Below are 16,347 nucleotides of genomic sequence, written 5' to 3' on the forward strand. Positions count from 1 at the left end.
TGGGGGGACTCATGGCGACTGTGCGAATGGGGTCACCGGTGGACCACGGTTCTCTGCGCCTGCACGACGAAAGCGCTCCCACGCGCTGCGGTTCGTGCGCACAACCAGTCGGCGCCTGGGCGACGGACCGCCTCACGGGCCTCCTCGGCCGATGGGGCTGGGACGACCAGGCACCCGCGACGTACCGCCGCGCCCAGCGCCGGTGGGAGCAGGTCGCGCTGCTCATGATCGACCTCGACCGCTTCAAGAAGATCAACGACGAATACGGCCACCCCGCAGGCGATGTCGTGCTCACCGACGTGGCCGCGGTGCTGGCGGCCCACACGCGCCCGACGGACCTCGTGTGCCGCTACGGCGGCGATGAGTTCCTCGTGCTGCTGCCCCGCACCACGGGCGGAGAAGCCGCCGCCGTGGCCGAACGGATCCTGCGCGGCATCCGCTCACTGCAGACCGAGATCACCACGAACGACGGCTACCACCTCACGCTGCACGGCCAGACGGCGTCCATCGGCGTCGCGGCGCACGTCCCGAGCGCTGAGGGCACGCTGATCGACCTGGTCCGCGACACCGACGCGGCACTGCAACGCGCGAAGCGAGGCGGCCGGGCGCGCGTCCAGCTGCACGACCCGAGCGCGTTCGCCGCCGAGCGCGCCGCCGACTCCTCGGCCCTGCATCACCTGCTCGCGTTGCAGGACCTGATGAGCAGCGACCAGCTGCCGCAGGTCCTGGTCGCGCTGTCCGACGGCGCCAAGGCGGCGGAAGACCTGGTCCCGGTCCTCGGCACGAGGGTGATCGTGACGCTGGAACGCCTGCAGGACAACGGTTTCGTACTCCGCCGCGCGGCCCGCTACGAACTGACGGCCGCCGCCCGCGAGTGGATCACGGACGTGCTGCCGGCCGTCGCCGCGTGGACGAACCGCCACCACGGCCTCGTCCACTGACGCTCAGGCCGTCGAGCCGACACCCTTGATCCGGCCGTCCCGGAACGCGTCCACGAACAGCCGGTGGTCCTCCCGCGTCTGCCGCGCGTAGTCGAGCGCGAACTCGACGATGGCGTCGGTGAAGGCCTCCTCACGGTCCCCGATGACCGAGGCGATGGCCTCCTCGCACTGGAAGTCGACGAGGGTCTGGGACGAGTCCGAGTCGGCGACGCAGTGCATCTTCGCGGTGGCGCGGCCCAGGTAGCCGAGCACGGGGAGCATGTCGGAGGGCTCGGTGAGGTCGGACCAGTCGAGGTCGGCCTCGTAGGGGGAGAGTTCGGCGACGACGTAGCCGACGCCGTCGATCTCGGTGTGGCCCAGCCACGGGTCGGCGTGGGCCTGCAGGGCCCGCTGGGAGACGGCGGTGCGGTGGCCGTGGTCGGTGAAGTACTCGCGGATCCTGCTGTCGGAGACGATGCGGCTGGGGGCGGCGATGTTCGCCTGCTTCATGGACAGCACGACGTCGTTCTCCAACGCCTGGGAGCGGCCCTCGACCAGGATGTTGTAGGCGTGCAGGCCCGCTGAGCCGATGCCGAAACCGCTGCGGCCCACCACGTCCTTGACGGCGTAGGTGCGGCTCGACGCGCGCTTGCCGGTCGGGATGGTGTCCAGGTAGGACGCGAAGGCGCGGGCGACGGACTCCAGCGTCTCGGACGACAGTTCGTGGGTGCCCTCGCGGTCGCGGCGGAAGCGGCGTTCGTAGTCGACGATCGCGGTCTTCTCGTCCAGCAGGCCGATGCGGGTGGCCAGGCGGGCCCGTTGCAGGACGCGGTGCAGGGCGCCCTCGGTGCTGTCGAGGCGCAGGCTGAAGAGCTCGTCGTTCGGGTGCTCGGCGAACGTGCGGACCTGGGCGACGTACGCGGCGACGTACGTGCGGATCAGGTCGGTGATCACGCTGTCCGGGAGGGCCTTGCGCCAGCCGAGCAGGGCCATCGAGGCGGCGAAGCGGCGGAGGTCCCAGGTGAACGCGCCGAGGTAGGCCTCGTCGAAGTCGTTGACGTCGAACACCAGCGTGCCTTCGGAGTCCATGTAGGTGCCGAAGTTCTGCGCGTGCAGGTCGCCCTGGATCCAGATGCGGCTGGTGCGCTCGTCGGTCCACTCGTCGGGCAGTTCGGCCATGTCGGCGTAGAACAGGCAGGCGCTGCCCCGGTAGAACGTGAACGGCTCGGCCGCCATCTTGCGGAACTTGTGCCGGAACGCGGCGGGGTCGGCGGCCATCAGGCCGGCGAAGGCCTCCTCCAGCACGCTCACGATGCGGTCGCCGCGATCAGTCATGGTGCATCCCAACACGCGAATGTCCGAGAGAGAAGGCGGGCGCGCGCAAATTCGCCGGCAGTTCGGTCCGAGTTGGCCGCGAAACCTGGCCAAACCGGAAGAGCGAGCAGGAATCGAGAAGCCCGGACGAGGACGGCACGCCTAACGTCGCGGGCATGTGCTTCATGTTCGGTGCGAGCGAGGAACAGATACGCAGCGTGCTCGCGGACGAAGCGAGTCGTGAGGAGGAAGTGCCGGTCACCGCTCCCGAAGACTGGTCGCGGGACTAGGGATCGCGTTCATGTCCGGGGCGAGACTCCGGACATGAACGGATCGATGTCGCGCCGGAGCATTCTCGCCGCGGGTGTGGCGGGCTCAGCGGCGGTTCTGCTCGGCACCGGGAGCGCCTCCGCGGCGACCCTCGTCACCCAGAGCGAGATCAACTCGCAGCCGACCTTCTACGAGGTGAACGGCGCCGCGTCGTCGTTCCGCTACGACCCGGGGTTCTACGCCCGGCTGGAGACCTGGCACGTCCACTGGCGGAACTGGACGCCGTACCACTGGACCGCGCCGCACAAGATCTACTCGTACGGCGCCTACGTGAACAAGGAGGGCATGCACGGCGAGGGCAGGGCGTTCGACCTCGCGCGCATGCTCATCACGAACCGCGACACGGGCGCGACGTTCACCGCTTTCAACGGCCGCTACGACCAGTGGAAGAACTCCACCGGCGACGCCCTGCGCACCGCCCGGATCCGGTACTGGGGAACGATGGCGTCCCTGCACTACCACTTCCGGCATGTCATCTCGTACCTGGACAACGCCGAGCACCACAACCACGCCCACATCGACAACGCGATCTCGGGCAGCGGCGACTCCAGCTTCAACACCGGCTCGGCGACCCAGACGTACTTCGTCCAGGCCGCCTGCCAGTACATCTGGGGCATCACCACCGGCATCGACGGCGACTGGGGCCCGCAGACGCAAGCGAACTCCTCAGCGGCCCTCGCCCGCGCCGGTTCCGACGGCGCGATCACCACCCAGAGCCGCTGGCTCGCCTTCTGCAAGGCCAGTGCGCAGCAGGCCTGGGCGCTCGTGCCCTGACCTCACGCACGGCACTCCAGCAGTTCCATCCCCGACCCACCGCCATAAGCGCTCGGGTCCACTGTGGAGCAATGCGCGGTGATCCACTCCTGGCGGCCGTTGTCCCCCCGGCCGCCAGGTCCGCGACCGCCCATCTGGTCGCCGCCGCCGAGCACGAACTTGAGCTTGCCCTCGGCGACCCACGACTGCAGCTGGTCGACCGACGGCGCGTTGTCCGAGCCGGAGAACCCGCCCATGCCGATCACGACCTCGTCCGAGCCCATGATGAACGGCCCTGCCATCTGCGCGGAACCGGCGACCGCCAGCGTGATCTCCGCGCCGCCACTGTTCTCCTTGGCGTAGTTGAGGATCCGCTTCTGCTCGTCGGTGAGGGTGGTCTGGCCGCCAGGGCCGCCCATTATCGGTCCCCGGTTTCCCCGGCCGGTGGGCGGCTGCGTCCCGTTGGGCAGCTGCGTGCCGCTGGGTGGCTGCGCCCCGTTGGGCGGTTGCTGCCCGTTGCGGAAGATCTGGAAGCCCCCGTTACCGCGCTCGTTAGGCCCAGCCGCGGGCATCACGCCGTTGGAGCTGGCTGTCGCGGCGACGGCGGTCGACCACACGGCAGGTACCAGCAGCATCGCGACCACCGCCGCCACCAGCCCGGCCCGCCGCAGACCCACCAGCAGCACCACGACGGCGACCGCGGCGACCCCGAGCACCGCCCATCGCGTCCAGCCGTGGAACGAAGTGTCGCGCGAGACCAGGACGAACGCCCACCCGGCCGTGATCGCGACCGACAACGGCAGGAGGAAGCGCACGAAACTCCTGGCACGCCAGAACATCACGATCCCGGCGGCGCCGATCGCCGCGACGGCCGGCGCGAGCATCGTCGTGTAGTACGGGTGGAAGATGCCCTGCGCCAGGCTGAACACCAGCGCTGTCACCAGCAACCAGCTGCCCCACATGAACCAGCCGGCGCGTTCGGCCGGAACACCCGGAACCCCGCGCCGCCACCGCAGCACGCCCGCGACGGACACCACGACCAGGACCAGCAGGCACAACGGCAGCAGCCACGAGATCTGCCCGCCGACCGAGGCGTCGAACATGCGCGTGATGCCGGGCTGACCGCCGAACATCCCACCGCCGCCGGGGCCTCCGAACTCCATCGGGCCCTGCCCGGACGGCATCTGGCCGGACGGCAGCTGACCCGAGGGCAGCTCACCGGGCGCCATGCCGCTGCCGCCGGGGTTCCCCTCACCGCCGAACACCCGCCCCAGGCCGTTGTAGCCGATGATCAGGTCCCACGCGCCACCGTCCGTGCTCCCGCCGATGTACGGCTTGGCGCCCGGCCAGAACGCGTGCAGCGCCACCCACCAGAACGACGACGCCACCAGCACCCCGCCGGCCGCCAGCAGGTCGAGGATCCGGCGCTTCACCGGCGCGGAGGTCCCCACCAGGTAGGCCAGCGCGAACCCGGGCACCACGATCCACGCCTGCAGCATCTTGGTCAGGAACCCGCAGCCGATGAAGAAGGCGCACCACAGCAACCACTTCGTCCGCGGCCTGCTCTCCGCGGACTGAACCGACCGGGTGAAGGCGTAGGCGGAGGCGACGAGCAGCAACACCAGCAACGTGTCCGGGTTGTTGTCGCGGTTGATCGCCACGGTGATCGGCGTCAGCGCGAGGATCAGCGCGGCGAGCAGCGCCACCTTCTCGTCCGCCCACAGCCGGACGGTGCGGTGCAACAGGAACACCGCCGCCACGCCCTCGATCACCTGCGGCAGCAGCACCGCCCAGCCGTGGAACCCGAAGATCCACACGGCGATCGCCTGAGGCCACAACGACATCGGCGGCTTGTCGACCGTCACCACGCCGGCCGGGTCGAACGAGCCGAACAGGAAGTTGGTGAACGACGTCGACATGGACTTCGCCGCCGCCGCGTAGTACGAGTTGCCGACCTGTCCGGCGCCGATCGCCCACACGTACAGCGCACCGGCCAGCGCGCAGATCGCCACGAGAGCCCAGACGGGCCAACGGGGTGAACGCGAGCCGGTCGGCACGTCGGCGGGGGCGGCCACTTCGGCCGTGGCGGTCATGCCTGGTCCTTTCGGTTGTCCCGGCGGAACACCCAGCTCCGCAACAGGAAGAAGCGCCCCGCGGTGCCCAGCGCGGAAGATCCGAGCAGCACCACCAGTTCGAGAGTGCGGGGCGGGTCGGGGGAGACCGCGTGCAGCACGAGCAACGCGGCCGAGGTGAACGCGTAGTAGAGCCCGAACACCACGAGGCCCTGCAGATGTGTCTTGCCACGGGCGGTGTTGCGGGCCGTGAAGGTGAAGCGGCGGTTGGCCTCCGTGTTGAACAGGGTGGTGATGACCAACGCCACCAGGTTGGCCACCAGCACCGGCCACCACAGCCGGAAGACCCCGTACAGAGCCAGGTTCGCGAGCGTGGAGATCACGCCGATCACCGCGAACGAGAGCACCTGCCAGGAGAGCCCGCCCTCGCTGCGGCTGAGCACGGCGTCCGGGTGGATGGCACGGGGCTGAGGTCGCCGGGGCAGACCGTTCACCCGTGCGGTGCCGTTGGCCTTCGCACGAGCCACGCGGATCAACCCCTTGATGTCGTCGATGGCGGTGCCGACGACGTCGACCCGGCTGTCCACGTCCTCGACCCAGTCGACCGGCACCTCGTGCACGCGCAAACCGTTGTGCTCGGCCAGAAGCAGCAGCTCGGTGTCGAAGAACCACGCCTCGTCGCGGGCCTGGCCGAGCAACGGCCGGACGACCTCGGTGCGCGCGGCCTTGAAGCCGCACTGGGCGTCGCTGAACTTCGCGCCGTGCGTCAGTCTGATCAACGCGTTGTAGGCGCGCGACACCAGTTCCCGCCGCGGTCCGCGCACCGTGCGCGAGCCCGGTGCCAGCCGGGAGCCGATCGCCAGGTCCGAATGGCCGTTGAGCAACGGCGCGACCAGTGGCAGCAGCCCGTCCAGACCGGTCGACAGGTCGACGTCCATGTAGACGACGACCGCGGCCTCGCTGGCGCCCCACGACTCCCGGAGCGCCAGCCCGCGACCCTTGCGGTCGAGGTGGTGCACGCGCACCCGCTCGTACTTCTGAGCCAGCTCCCAGGCGACCTCCAGGGTCGAGTCCGTGCTCGCGTTGTCCACGACCACGATCGACCAGTCGAACGGGAACTGCTCGGTCAGGAACGCGTGCAGCACGTCGACGCATCCCGGTAGTGCGCGTTCCTCGTTGTAGACGGGAATCATGATGTCCACCGTCGCCGTGGCCTGTGCAGTGCTCACCGCCATGTCATCTCCGTTCCACTGTGGACACAGCTGTGACCGTTGTGAGACCGAGCCTGCTGACGTTGTCGTGAGAACGTCCTTGGCTTCTGCTGAGAGAATCGTTAGAGCGCATACACACAGCTCGCTCACAGCGAAGAGCCCTACCGTCTTCCGCATGCGACTGCTCGTGGTGGACGACGACCCGGACGTGCGGGACAGTCTGCGGCGCAGCCTCGAGTTCGAGGGCTACGAGGTCACCACCGCCGCGGACGGGGCCGAGGCACTGGTCCGGCTCGCGGGCGCCGACCTGGCGATTCTCGACCTGATGATGCCGAATCTCGACGGTTCGGAGGCCTGCCGGCGGTTGCGCGCGGCCGGGGAACGCCTGCCCGTGCTGATGCTCACCGCCCGCGACGCGCTGGGCGACCGGGTCACCGGCCTGGACGCCGGCGCCGACGACTACCTGGTCAAACCGTTCGCACTCGAAGAACTGCTGGCCAGGGTCCGCGCGCTGCTCAAGCAGAACCGGCGGCGCACGGCCCCGCGGACGCTCCAGTTCGCCGACCTGGGGATGGACCCGGACGCCCGCGAGGTCGTGCGCGGCGGCACGTGGCTCGACCTGACCCCGACCGAGTTCGACCTGCTCGCGGTCTTCCTGGGCAACCCTGAGCGGTTGCTGACCAAGCAGCACCTCAAGCACGCCGTGTGGGGCAAGGACAACGGCACGAACAACCTCGACGTGTACATCGGCTACCTGCGCCGCAAGACCGAGGCCGGCGGCCGCGCCCGCCTGCTGCACACCGTGCGGGGCATGGGTTTCATCCTGCGCGAGTCGCCATGAGCGGTCCGGTCCTGCTGCGCAGCAAGCTCGCGTTGATCACCGCGTGCGTCGTGGCGGTCGCGATCGCCGGAATCAGCGTGGTCACCTGGCTCGCCACCGAGCACAACCTCCGTTCCCAGCTCGACAAGTCGCTGCTCGCGAGCGTGCCGCCGCGGATCGGCCAGCCGCTGGAACCGGGGGAGCGCCGCGAGTTCAAGATCCGTTGCGACCAGGGCGTTCCGACAGAGGGACTGCAACAGGTCCTGCAGGGCATCCAGACCCTGAACGCCGACGGCGGCACCTGCGCGCCGCCCGGCGTCGACCCGGTCGTCAACCTCCCCGGCGACTTCGTGACGACACCGACGTTCCGCGACGGCATCACCAGGTCCGGCGCCGAGGCACGCGTTCTCCTGCAACCGATGGACACCGGCGAGGTGCTCATCCTGAGCCGCAGCACCACCGAGATCGACTCCACGCTGACCACGCTGGGCGGAGTCCTGGTGGCCGTCTCGATCCTCGGCGCGCTGCTCGTGGCGGGCACCGGACTCTGGCTGACCCGCCGCGCCCTGGACCCGATGGAACGCCTCACCGAGACCGCCGAGCACATCGCGCGCACCCAGGACCTGACGACCGCGATCACGGTCGACGGCCAGGACGAGGTGGGCCGCCTGGGCCGCGCCTTCACGTCGATGACCGCCGCGCTGGCCGACTCCCGCCGCCGTCAGAAGGACCTCGTCAACGACGCCGCGCACGAGCTGCGGACCCCGTTGACCAGCCTGCGCACCAACATCGACCTGCTGGTGCGCAGCGAACGAACCGGCCGCGAACTGCCTCAGCGCCGCGAGGTCCTCGACCGCCTGCAGGCCCAGAGCCAGGAGTTCGGCGACCTCGTCACCGAACTGGTCGTGCTCGCCCGCGACGAACACGAACTGGCCACCGAGCCCGTCGACGTGGCCGCGGTGATCGACAGGGCCGTCGAACGCGCCCGCGGCCGTGCCCACGACCACCTCTTCGACGTCGACCACGCGGACTGGTCGGTCGTCGGCGACGCGGGCGCGCTGGAACGCAGCGTGCTCAACCTGCTCGACAACGCGGTGAAGTTCTCACCGGCCAGTTCCACGATCACCGTCCGCTCGAAACCGGGCTGGCTCACCGTCAGCGACGAGGGACCGGGAGTGCCGTTCGAGCACCGGAACTCGGCGTTCGAACGGTTCTGGCGCGCGCCCGACGCCCGCGGCCTGCCCGGATCCGGCCTGGGGCTCGCGATCGTGGCGGACGTCGTGGCCGTGCACGGCGGCAGCGTGCGGTTCGTGCCGAGACCGCGCGGTGCGTCGGTGCGAATCGAGCTGCCCGCCAACTGATCAGACGATCGGCGCTGGTTCGCACGGGCCGTTCTGCACCACGGTGGTGGTATGGACCGCAGACACCGGCGCCCTGCCCTGCTGATCACCGCGTTCCTCTCGGTCGCGATGTTCACCGCCGGCAACTCCGCCGCAGCTCCCCCGGAAGAACCGTCGAACCACTGGCAGTACGACCACTGGCCGCAACAACAGCCGTGGCAACAGTCCCGGGACACCGCGCGTGTGCTGGCGCAGAACGGATTCCCCGGCCCGATCGACCCGCAGAACTGGGTCAACCCCGACCACATGACGTGGGAACGGGACTACAGGAAGATTCCCGGTACCAACTGGGCCGACCCTGCGGTCAAGGGTTCGGTGCGCACCTTCAAGGGCGCGCTGGTCCTGCTGGACTACCCGAACCAGCCGTTCGTCGTCACGCAGGCCAAGAACTCCACGGTGTTCGGCAACCCGAGCGCCGAGGCCAGCGACGTGCCGCGCGCCCAGGTCGGGCAGTTCTACCAGGACTTCCTCAACAAGCCGAACGGCCTCAACCGCGGCCACACCGTGCACGAGTACTGGATGGAGACCTCCGGCGGGCGCTACGGCGTCGACCTGAAGGCGTTCGGCCCGTACACGATGCCGGGCAAGGACCACGAGTACGCCATGGAGTTCCAGGGCGGAACCGCCTGTCCCGCAGGCGATTCCTGCAACCGCAACATCCGCACCGACGGCCGGGCCGCGTGGGTGGCCGACGTCGGCGCCGAGGTGCCCGCGGGCTACGACTTCACCTACTACCTGTCGGCGGGCCAGGACGAGTCCGGTACCTGGCAGGAGTTCGGGATGATGAAGTTCCGGACCAAGGAGGACGTGACCGACGCCTTCGGCCCGCCGGACCCCGCGCTGCCGAACTGGTCGAACACCCGGTACGTGGACTGGACCTCGTGGGCCGCGGGCTCGTCGATCTGGCCCAACGCGGGCGGCGGCTCGTCCACCCAGGCCGAGAGCTCCGGCCAGGGCGTGTACGCGCACGAACTGAGCCACATCCTCGGCATCGGCGACAACTACAACAACCCGTACGGCAGCCCACCGCGCCGTGACTACAGCGGCCCGTGGGACATGCTGTCGCGCGGCTCGTTCAACGGACCCGGCGGCCCGCACTCCCGCTGGACCATCCCGGCGACCGGTGGCGCGTCGCTCGGCGCGCAGCAGACGTTGCGCAACAAGATCAAGCTCGGCATCGTGGACGAGAAGAACGTCCTGCGGTTGTCGCGCGAAGCCCTGGCCGGCTCCGGCACGGTCATCGCGAAGATCACCGCGCGCGAGGTCAACCCCGGCAGCACCGGCCTGACCGGCATCAACCTCGCGCTGGGCACGGGCGACAAGACCCCGTCCTGCAACGTGTCCACCAACCCCTTCTGCGACGGCGGCGGCTACAACAACTACACGCTCGAGGTCGTGGACCGGATGGGCGCCGACTCGTTCACCCCGGACTCCGGCGTGATGCTGGCCAAGACCAAGAACGCCGACGCGGCGCCGTTCACGTGGGTGATCGACGCGAACCCGCAGGACATCGGCATGACCGACTACGTCCTGCCCGACGGCACCAGGGTCCCGATCACGATCGGCGACTACCGCCAGCTGTCCGACGCGCTGCTGCACGCCGGCACGAACTCCGGCAGCGAGTTCGAGTTCGTCGACACGGCCAACCGCCTGCACTTCTACGTGCTGGACCTGCAACGCGACTCCCGTGGCGTGCTGTCCTACACAGTGGCGGTCCGGTCGCTGGACGGCGCGGGCCCGCAGCAGCGCGGCGTGCGGGTCAATCCGGCCGCCGCCCGTGTGGGTGCGGACGGCGTGGCGACGTGCCGCTTCCCGTTGACCAACACCGGCCGCACGGCACCTCCTGGTGGACAGCACCCGGAGCCCGTCGACCAGTACCTCAACGGTGACGTCTACCGCGTGACGGCGAAGGCGGAGAACGGCTGGACCGTGTCGGTGCCCAACGCGCTGGCCACGGCCAAGTTCGGCGCGACGGTCGACGTTCCGGTGCACGCGCAGCGGGGCAGTGGGCCGGTCATGTCCAAGGTGACGCTCACGGCCGTGTCGGAGAGCAATCCCGCCAGGTCCGCGACGTCCACCTGCACGGTGACCGGCTAACGGGGACGGCTCCGGACCGGCCTGCGCCGGTCCGGAGCTTGCCGCTGCGGAACCGGCCCTGACGTCAGCATCACGAAGCACACCAACAGCAAGATGGTGCCGCACGCCAGCCACGTCAGCGTCTGGACCGTGGAGACCGGGGCGATCACGCCGATGCTGAACAGCAGCAACGGCATGCCGAGCGAGTAGCAGACACCGGCCGCGAACGTCCGCCCCGAGCCGTTGACCAGCAACGGAACCGCGGCGATCCCGGTCAGCACCGCGAACAGCAACCACGCGTACGTGAGCCCGGTGTGCAGCGCGATCGTGACGTCCAGGCCGTCCTTCGCGCGGATCGCGGACTCCGTCTCGGCCGCGTGACTGAGCCCGACGGCGGCCCTCGTCCCCGCGGCGACGGCTGTGAGCAGCAACGACGCCCCCAGGATGGTGCGACCGCGCCGGACGGGATCGACTCGCTTCCTGGTGTCCACGAACCCAGTCTGTTGGCAGGTCCCGGTCGCGCGGCGCCGCACACGCCCAAGTGCACTCAGTGGTGGTACGCGATTCGGGCCATCGGCTCGATCAGTTGATCCTCCTCGTAGGACAGGTGGGAGAGCAGCGTGTCCGTGAGCAGGTCCACCGATTTCTGCACCTCACCGATCCGCTGCGGCTCCGCGACCGTGGCCACCAGCGCCGCGTCGAGGCGTTCGAGCACCTCGTGGATCACCTGGTGCTCCTCCGACAGCCGGTCGAGGACCGGCCCGAGGCGCGCGTCGCCCTCCCTGAGCTGCGGGTAGAGACTGGTGTCCTCGAGCGTGTGGTGGATCGTCACGAGCCGGCAGTAGGTCTCGCAGTACGCGCCCATCGTCCAGTTGTTCTGGCGCATGGTCATCGTGTTGATCTCGGACCGCGCCTCGCCGATGCCGATCATGCCGTCCGCGGCCTGTTTGACGACCGAACGGATCTTCTGCAGTTCGTCGCGCAGGTGGTTGTGGACGCCGACCAGTTGACGGCCCATCGCCCTGCCCGAAGCGGTGTAGACGGCGTCCGCTTCAGGCGCCGGGCCTTTTGGGCGCGTCGACTCGTCCCACAGGAGTTGTGAACCGCGTTCGTTCTGCACGATCTCGCGCACGGCCGGTGCGACCTCCTCTGCGAACGCGCGCAGCTCGTCGTCGGTGTTGACCATCAGGATGAAGCCGCTCATACCGTCGTTGAGTGCCAGTTCGGCGAGTTGTTCCGCGGTGAACTCGGAGCCGATGTTGTAGATCCGGCGGATGTCCTTGGGCTCACGCCCGGCTTCTTGCGCGGCCTCGTCGATGATGGCGTTCATCGTCTTGAGTTGTTGTGGTGGCGCGTATGGACTCGACGGCAGCCAACCGTCGGCCAGGCGGCCGGTGAGCTGAAGCATCCGCTTCTTGTAGGCGCCCAGCCAGATGCCTATGTCGTGCGCGGGGAACGGTCCGGGGCGCGCGCCGTTGAGCGAGTAGTGCTTGCCGTGCAAGCGAACGCCGCGACCGGGTGTCCACAGTGCCCTGATCACCCCGATGGCTTCTTCGAGTGCCTCGACCGACTCGGCCGGGGTGCGATGCGGTCCGTCCATGGCGGCGATGGCGTCCCAGAACGCGCCCGCGCCGAGCCCCAGCTCCACGCGACCACCGGTGATGACGTCAAGACTCGCCGCCGCGCGCGCAAGCACGGCCGGCGGCCGGAGGGGCAAGTTCGCGACGTTGGGGAACACGCGGACGTTGGTGGTGGACGCGGCGATGACCGACAACGACGTCCACGTGTCGAGGTTCGCGGCGTTGTAAGGGTGGTCCTGGATGCTGACGAGCTCCAGTCCGAGCACGTCAGCGGCCTGCGCGAGCCGCAACGTGTCCTCGAACCGCCCGGCGTCGGGCGGCAGGAACACCCCGAACTCGAGTGGGTGGCCGTAATCTGTCATGCCGAAAGTATGCCACGCAGATGTTCTGCCTCGCAGACGTTCTGCCCGGGCTATCATTGGCCGGGTGACCGCGCTTGAGGACGACTTCGGCTGGACCCTCGGTGTGGTGTTCCGCGCCTTCGTGAAGGCGACGAACCAGGCCGTCGGCGACCTCCCCGGCGGCCACCGCGGCTACCAGATCCTCACCGCCGCCACCCGTGACCAGCCGGAAAGCCAGTCCGCGCTCTGCCAGCAACTGGGCATCGACCGCACCGTCATGACGTACCTGCTCGACGACATGGAGCGAGCGTCGCTGGTCGAACGCCGCCCCGCGCCCGCCGACCGCCGCACCCGCCTGGTCGTGGCGACCGACGTGGGCCGTGCGCGGCTGGAAGAACTGGATCTCCGGCTGTCGCACGCCGAGGCGCACGTGCTGTCCGGGCTGTCGGCTTCGGACCGGGAGACGTTCAAGGGGCTGCTCTGCCGGCTGGCCGGGCACGTCAACGAGCTGGACCCGGTGCCGAGCGCTTGCGCGGCGGTCCAGGACATCGCGGCGAGCACGTCCTAGCCGATCCGCAGCCTGCTGGTGAGCCAGACCCGGAACGCGCGGTGGTTCACCTTGACGCTGATCCGCGCGAGGTCACCGTCCGGTCCCGCGACCGGCCGGCCGGTGTCGTCCAGCACCACGCGTTCGCGGCGCAGCGCTACGAACGGCAGCTGGAGTGCGGTGGCGAGAGTGAGCCCGTCCGGGCTCCGCGAGGCCTCCGGCTCCTGCACGGTGTCCGGCAGCACGAGCTTCGGCAGGTTCCCACCGGTCAGCAAGGCCTTCGCCGCGGCAGGGTCGCGCCGGAAGTTCGGCACGGAGACCTCTTGCGTGACGACCAGCCGTGCGGCCAGGGCCGGATTTCCGGTGAGCAGCGCGGCGATGTTCGTCGCCGGTCCAAGGCCTGCCCAGCGGACCGGTCCGTCCGCGCTCGCCACGACCCGTGCCACCGCCTCGGCCGGCCGAGGCGACTCGGCGTGAAGCACCGGACCGGCGACGACCGGTACGTCCGTGCGCCCGAGCCGGTCGAGCAGATGTCTGACGAACCGCGCCCGGCCGTCGTTCGCGGTGATCACGAGCGCCAGCGCCGGTTCGGTAGCGGCCACGACCAGCGCGACGGCACCGTCCGGGCCGCCGACGTCCGTGTCGACGATCAAGGGCGCGCCCTCCTGCGACGGGGGGAACGGCTCGCCCGCCACCGTCTGCGGCAGTCCGAACCGCTGTGCGAGGCCCACCAGTCGCCGGCGTTCCCGGTTCAGCTCCTCGCTCATCGCGTCCTTCCTCGTGGCACGTCGATCAGGACGTTCGCACAACGCGTCCGGCGCGGTTGTGGAATCCTTTGGACCGTACGGCCGAACGTGAACTGGGGGACAGGTGAAGACGCCCGAAGAGTGGATGCGGGACTTCGAGGCGAAGATCGCCGACGCACAGGCGAAAGCCGCGGCGGTCCAGGAAGGACTGGCGCAGGCGGGCGGTTCGGCGTCGTCGAACGACGGGGCGATCACGGTGACCGTCGCGCCCAACGGTGCGCTGACCGGCCTTGAGCTGACCGCGGACGCGATGCGGAAGTCGCACGCGCAGTTGTCCGGCGAGATCCTCGAGATCGCGCGCAAGGCGCAGCGCGGTGCGGCGGTGAAGGTCGCCGACACGTTCGCGGCCGTCGAGGGCGAGGGCTCCGAGACCTATCGCATGATCACCGAGTACCTGCCGCCGCCAGAGGAAGAAGAGCAGCCGAAGCCGGCGGGGTACGCGTTCAACGAGGAGTACGAGGAGCGCGCCGCGACCGCAGCGCCGCCGCCTCCGCCGCCCGTTCGTCGTCCCGCGCCACGTCCGAGCGACGATGACGACGACTTCGGCGGCGACTCGATCTTCAAGAAGCAGTAGAGCGGTCTGGGGGAGCAGTGGCAGAGGAGAACAGCACGACCACGTGGTCGACCGGCGCGGGTGTCGTGGACAGCGTCGCCGGCTTCGTCGACTCGCTGACGTCGGAGTCCGAAGGCGAAGGGCCTGACGTCATCGACGTCGCGCTCGGCGGTGCCGGCGTGGTGGTGGACGTGGTCGCCACGATGGCGAACCCGTTGGGAATGCTGGCATCCGCGGGTGTCGGCTGGTTGCTGGAGCACGTCGACTTCCTGCGCGAGCCGCTGGACGCGTTGCTGGGCAACCCCGACGAGATCAACGCGAACTCCGACCAGCTCAAGCAGGCCGCGCTGCAGATGAAGATGGTCGCCCAGGAACACCGCGAGGACATGCGGTCGGTCGCCGACTGGCAGGGCGACGCGGGCGACGCGTTCAAGCGCGAGATGGAACAGATGGCGGGCGAGTACGACGCGCTCGGCAAGACCATGGACGGGACCGCGGCGATCTACGCGTTGTCCGGCGCGCTCGTCTGCGAGTTGCGGTCCCTGGTGTTCGGCTGGATCTCCGACCTGATCGGCGAACTGATCGCGAGCGCCCTGATCGCCGCCGCGTCGGCCGTGGTCACGCTGGGCAGTTCCATCGCCGCGTTCGCCGGCTACGCGGGCACGCGCGCCGCCATGATGGCGACCAAGATCGCAGGCAGGCTGTCGAAGCTCGCGTCCGCGATGGCGCGCTTCGGCGGCCGCATGGCCAAGCTGGCGGAGAAGATGGAGGGCCTGGTCAAGGGCTTGGAGCGGTTCGCGGAGTACGGCGGCTACGCCAAGTCCGCGTACGACGCCGTCAAGCCTTACGACATGCCTCCCGCCAACGCCTGATGACCGGCCGGACTCGGGGGTCCTCCTCTCATCACGGCGGTAGCTCGCACAGCAACAGCACACCGACGCCGTCGACACCGTCGTCCTCGCCTTCGCCGGGCGGTGTCGGTGGCCGCGGTACCCGGATGGACCCGGACGCCGTCGAGTCGCTCGGCGGCAAGATCACCAGCCGCGGCGACCAGGTCCGTTCCTCCGTCGCGAGCAAGCTGAACATCAATGCCACCTCGGGCAGCGCGGGCGTGTTCGGCCAGGTGGCGATGCAGCACGCCGACAAGGCGATCCAGACGGCCCGCGGCGGCGCCGAGCAGGCAGCCGCCGCCGCGGACCACGCGGGCACCAAGACCAGGGAGACCGCTCGCACCGCGCGCGACGCCGACCAGTCGGTCGCGTCGTCGATGAACCGCATCCAGCCGAAGGCGCCGGCCCAGACCTCCGGCAACTCCTCCAGCAGCACACCTTCTTCCTCTTCGTCGTCTTCGTCCGCGGGCAACCGAGCCTCGGCACCGCCCACGATGGCGGGCGGCACCTCGAGCAACGGCCCCGCCAGGACGCCCTCCCCGTCCGGCCCGCCGGTGAAACCGCCCGACAGGCCAGGCGGCCCCACGACCACGTCGGCGACCGCTCCGGGCAGGCCTTCGACCCCCGCGGCACCGCCTGGCGGACGCCCTTCCGCGCCCGGACTGTCCCCGTCCGCTGCCGGTGGCGCACCACCGCACACTCCGAACCCGGCGAGTCCCGGCACGGCACCGGCC

General features: G+C 69.7%; 15 protein-coding genes. 8 read left to right on the forward strand and 7 right to left on the reverse strand.

The features are described 5' to 3' along the window. The first annotated feature begins 38 nt into the window (after positions 1–38). Positions 39–941, forward strand: a complete 903-nt coding sequence (locus tag ACIQF0_RS36105) for a GGDEF domain-containing protein (RefSeq protein ID WP_401037292.1) — start codon at positions 39–41, stop codon at positions 939–941. 3 nt (positions 942–944) lie between these two features. Here ACIQF0_RS36105 and ACIQF0_RS36110 read toward each other — a convergent pair whose 3' ends face one another. Further along, positions 945–2,255: a DUF2252 domain-containing protein gene (locus tag ACIQF0_RS36110; RefSeq protein ID WP_360043939.1), complete on the reverse strand. Its 1,311-nt coding sequence runs from the start codon at positions 2,253–2,255 to the stop codon at positions 945–947. 303 nt (positions 2,256–2,558) lie between these two features. On the opposite strand from ACIQF0_RS36110, the gene ACIQF0_RS36115 reads away from it, so the two are divergent. Further along, entirely contained in the window at positions 2,559–3,338 is a 780-nt protein-coding gene (locus ACIQF0_RS36115) for a hypothetical protein (protein ID WP_360043942.1), read from the forward strand. A gap of 2 nt (positions 3,339–3,340) precedes the next feature. On the opposite strand, the gene ACIQF0_RS36120 is transcribed toward ACIQF0_RS36115, so the two are convergent. Next, positions 3,341–5,410 (reverse strand): ArnT family glycosyltransferase, encoded by a 2,070-nt coding sequence (locus ACIQF0_RS36120; RefSeq protein WP_401037295.1) that lies wholly within the window; start codon positions 5,408–5,410, stop codon positions 3,341–3,343. After that, entirely contained in the window at positions 5,407–6,624 is a 1,218-nt protein-coding gene (locus tag ACIQF0_RS36125) for a glycosyltransferase (RefSeq protein WP_401037298.1), read from the reverse strand. Before ACIQF0_RS36125 ends, ACIQF0_RS36120 begins: the two co-directional genes overlap by 4 nt. A gap of 151 nt (positions 6,625–6,775) precedes the next feature. Here ACIQF0_RS36125 and ACIQF0_RS36130 point away from each other — a divergent pair, with 151 nt between their 5' ends. From ACIQF0_RS36130 to ACIQF0_RS36140, 3 genes are read left to right on the forward strand one after another with little or no spacing between them, the layout of a single operon-like run. Next, a complete protein-coding gene (locus ACIQF0_RS36130; RefSeq protein ID WP_360043951.1) occupies positions 6,776–7,441 on the forward strand; it encodes a response regulator transcription factor in 666 nt (221 codons plus the stop codon). Continuing rightward, complete coding sequence (locus ACIQF0_RS36135) at positions 7,438–8,781, forward strand: ATP-binding protein (protein WP_401037301.1); 1,344 nt, start codon at positions 7,438–7,440, stop codon at positions 8,779–8,781. The genes ACIQF0_RS36130 and ACIQF0_RS36135 overlap by 4 nt, the downstream gene beginning before the upstream one ends. A 51-nt stretch (positions 8,782–8,832) precedes the next feature. Continuing rightward, a complete protein-coding gene (locus ACIQF0_RS36140) occupies positions 8,833–10,917 on the forward strand; it encodes a M6 family metalloprotease domain-containing protein (protein ID WP_401037303.1) in 2,085 nt (694 codons plus the stop codon). On the opposite strand, the gene ACIQF0_RS36145 is transcribed toward ACIQF0_RS36140, so the two are convergent. Continuing rightward, on the reverse strand, positions 10,914–11,387 hold the full coding sequence (locus ACIQF0_RS36145) for a hypothetical protein (protein ID WP_401037305.1): 474 nt from the start codon (positions 11,385–11,387) through the stop codon (positions 10,914–10,916). The genes ACIQF0_RS36140 and ACIQF0_RS36145 overlap by 4 nt on opposite strands. Positions 11,388–11,443: 56 nt before the next feature. Beyond that, entirely contained in the window at positions 11,444–12,838 is a 1,395-nt protein-coding gene (locus ACIQF0_RS36150; protein ID WP_401037307.1) for an LLM class flavin-dependent oxidoreductase, read from the reverse strand. A 64-nt stretch (positions 12,839–12,902) separates the two neighbouring features. Between ACIQF0_RS36150 and ACIQF0_RS36155 the strand changes: the two genes are divergently transcribed. Beyond that, positions 12,903–13,385: a MarR family winged helix-turn-helix transcriptional regulator gene (locus tag ACIQF0_RS36155; protein WP_401037310.1), complete on the forward strand. Its 483-nt coding sequence runs from the start codon at positions 12,903–12,905 to the stop codon at positions 13,383–13,385. Here the strand turns inward: ACIQF0_RS36155 and ACIQF0_RS36160 are convergent. Further along, the gene (locus tag ACIQF0_RS36160; protein ID WP_401037313.1) at positions 13,382–14,131 is read right to left on the reverse strand and encodes a hypothetical protein; all 750 of its coding nucleotides are present in this window, start codon (positions 14,129–14,131) and stop codon (positions 13,382–13,384) included. The genes ACIQF0_RS36155 and ACIQF0_RS36160 overlap by 4 nt on opposite strands. Before the next feature lie 103 nt (positions 14,132–14,234). On the opposite strand from ACIQF0_RS36160, the gene ACIQF0_RS36165 reads away from it, so the two are divergent. Together ACIQF0_RS36165 and ACIQF0_RS36170 are read left to right on the forward strand one after the other, a co-directional pair. After that, positions 14,235–14,744, forward strand: coding sequence for a YbaB/EbfC family nucleoid-associated protein (locus ACIQF0_RS36165; RefSeq protein ID WP_360043978.1), 510 nt, complete (start codon positions 14,235–14,237; stop codon positions 14,742–14,744). Positions 14,745–14,761: 17 nt separating this feature from the next. Continuing rightward, positions 14,762–15,595 (forward strand): hypothetical protein, encoded by an 834-nt coding sequence (locus ACIQF0_RS36170; RefSeq protein WP_401037317.1) that lies wholly within the window; start codon positions 14,762–14,764, stop codon positions 15,593–15,595. Positions 15,596–15,626: 31 nt separating this feature from the next. Here the strand turns inward: ACIQF0_RS36170 and ACIQF0_RS36175 are convergent, their stop codons facing one another. After that, positions 15,627–16,337, reverse strand: a complete 711-nt coding sequence (locus ACIQF0_RS36175; protein WP_401037318.1) for a hypothetical protein — start codon at positions 16,335–16,337, stop codon at positions 15,627–15,629. Positions 16,338–16,347: the final 10 nt, after the last annotated feature.

This window comes from Lentzea sp. NPDC092896 (assembly GCF_044754905.1).
Taxonomy (GTDB): Bacteria; Actinomycetota; Actinomycetes; order Mycobacteriales; family Pseudonocardiaceae; genus Lentzea.

What these genes read in the sequence shown, in the direction of transcription:
- ACIQF0_RS36115 (WP_360043942.1), top strand. Translation starts at nt 2,559, where the DNA reads ATGAACGGATCGATGTCGCGCCGGAGCATTCTCGCCGCGGGTGTGGCG.
- ACIQF0_RS36160 (WP_401037313.1), bottom strand. Translation starts at nt 14,131, where the DNA reads ATGAGCGAGGAGCTGAACCGGGAACGCCGGCGACTGGTGGGCCTCGCA.
- ACIQF0_RS36110 (WP_360043939.1), bottom strand. Translation starts at nt 2,255, where the DNA reads ATGACTGATCGCGGCGACCGCATCGTGAGCGTGCTGGAGGAGGCCTTC.
- ACIQF0_RS36130 (WP_360043951.1), top strand. Translation starts at nt 6,776, where the DNA reads ATGCGACTGCTCGTGGTGGACGACGACCCGGACGTGCGGGACAGTCTG.
- ACIQF0_RS36140 (WP_401037303.1), top strand. Translation starts at nt 8,833, where the DNA reads ATGGACCGCAGACACCGGCGCCCTGCCCTGCTGATCACCGCGTTCCTC.
- ACIQF0_RS36120 (WP_401037295.1), bottom strand. Translation starts at nt 5,410, where the DNA reads ATGACCGCCACGGCCGAAGTGGCCGCCCCCGCCGACGTGCCGACCGGC.
- ACIQF0_RS36150 (WP_401037307.1), bottom strand. Translation starts at nt 12,838, where the DNA reads ATGACAGATTACGGCCACCCACTCGAGTTCGGGGTGTTCCTGCCGCCC.
- ACIQF0_RS36135 (WP_401037301.1), top strand. Translation starts at nt 7,438, where the DNA reads ATGAGCGGTCCGGTCCTGCTGCGCAGCAAGCTCGCGTTGATCACCGCG.
- ACIQF0_RS36125 (WP_401037298.1), bottom strand. Translation starts at nt 6,624, where the DNA reads ATGGCGGTGAGCACTGCACAGGCCACGGCGACGGTGGACATCATGATT.